The 811-nt window shown below is 63.7% G+C and carries 1 pseudogene; it reads right to left on the minus strand.

Going from position 1 to position 811, the window contains the following annotated elements:
- Window positions 1-647 (minus strand): annotated as a pseudogene (locus EOA38_RS37885) (hypothetical protein); the annotation flags it as partial.
- Window positions 648-811: the final 164 nt, after the last annotated feature.

The raw sequence follows: 811 nt of genomic DNA on the forward strand, positions 1-811 counted from the left end.
GTTTCGGATTGCGCGAGGAAAGCCTTGTTCGGATCGTTGTCGGCGCCCGGCACCGGAACAAGCTGCCCGTCGGCGGCGATCTGCGCCTGGGCCGGCTGATCGTGCCCGGCGGCCGGGTTTGCTTGCTCATTGGTGATCATCTGGTTCGACCGCAGGCGCTCCCACATTGCCTTTTGCCGCTCAGCCTCCTCGGCCTTCCGGCGCGCCTCCTCGTCGGCCGTTTGCTTGCGTCGGGCCTCCTCTTCTTCGGCTTTGCGGCGAGCCTGCTCGGCTGCCAGTTGGGCTTCGATTGCGCGCCGCTGCGCATCGAGATCGGCGCCCTGCTCAACCGTCTGATCGACATTGTCGGCCTGTTGCTTGCTGGCTTGGCCTTCCGCGGGCGGCGGAACGACAATTTGGTCGATTGTCTTGTCGGCCGCTTGTGGCGTCTCGGCCAGCTGCGGCGGGCGAAATTCAGGTGGGTTGAAATTTTCGCTCGCATCCGAGGCCGCATCACGAGAGCGCGGCTCGCGGGGCCAATTGATCCAGATGAGCGCGATCGCAACAATCAGCCCTGCGGCGACCATGGCGACTTTTGTGCCTATTCCGGCATAGCGTCTGGCAACGGTCGGCACGCCATCGAGCTCGTGATAGTCGATGTTGCTCATCTATCGTCCCTTGCGGTCGGGGAAGAGAAGGGGCCGGACCTCACCAGCTTCTTCGGTCCGTAGACGGCGGAGACGGGATCCGCCTTAGATGGCCGGGCTCGATTGTAGAGGCAGAGCGTTTTGCCGTCGGCCCTCAGCGTGAATTGCCGGCCGATCTTGTCAAC

The organism is Mesorhizobium sp. M1E.F.Ca.ET.041.01.1.1, assembly GCF_003997355.1.
Taxonomy (GTDB): Bacteria; Pseudomonadota; Alphaproteobacteria; order Rhizobiales; family Rhizobiaceae; genus Mesorhizobium.